Annotated in this window: 1 protein-coding gene; it reads right to left on the reverse strand. The window is 63.7% G+C overall.

Annotated features, from left to right (window positions below):
* On the reverse strand, positions 1-223 hold a 223-nt coding region (locus tag EOB49_RS36140; RefSeq protein WP_164782042.1), incomplete at both ends, for an efflux RND transporter permease subunit.

Here is a 223-nt window from a genome sequence, read left to right on the forward strand (position 1 = left end):
GGCTGCACCTGGGCGGTGTCGGGATCGGCCGCGGTGGTGAAGGTCAGCGTGATCGTCGCCGCTCCGGTCGAGGTCGAGGTCGCCGTCATGTAGTCGAGATTGTCGATGCCGGTCATGCCTTGCTCGATGACCTTGGTCACCGAATTCTCGACGGTCGACGCATCGGCACCCGGATAGGTGGCGCTGATGTTGACGGTGGTTGGCGCGATCTGCGGATATTGCG

It is taken from the genome of Mesorhizobium sp. M7A.F.Ca.MR.148.00.0.0, assembly GCF_003997735.1.
GTDB lineage: Bacteria > Pseudomonadota > Alphaproteobacteria > Rhizobiales > Rhizobiaceae > Mesorhizobium.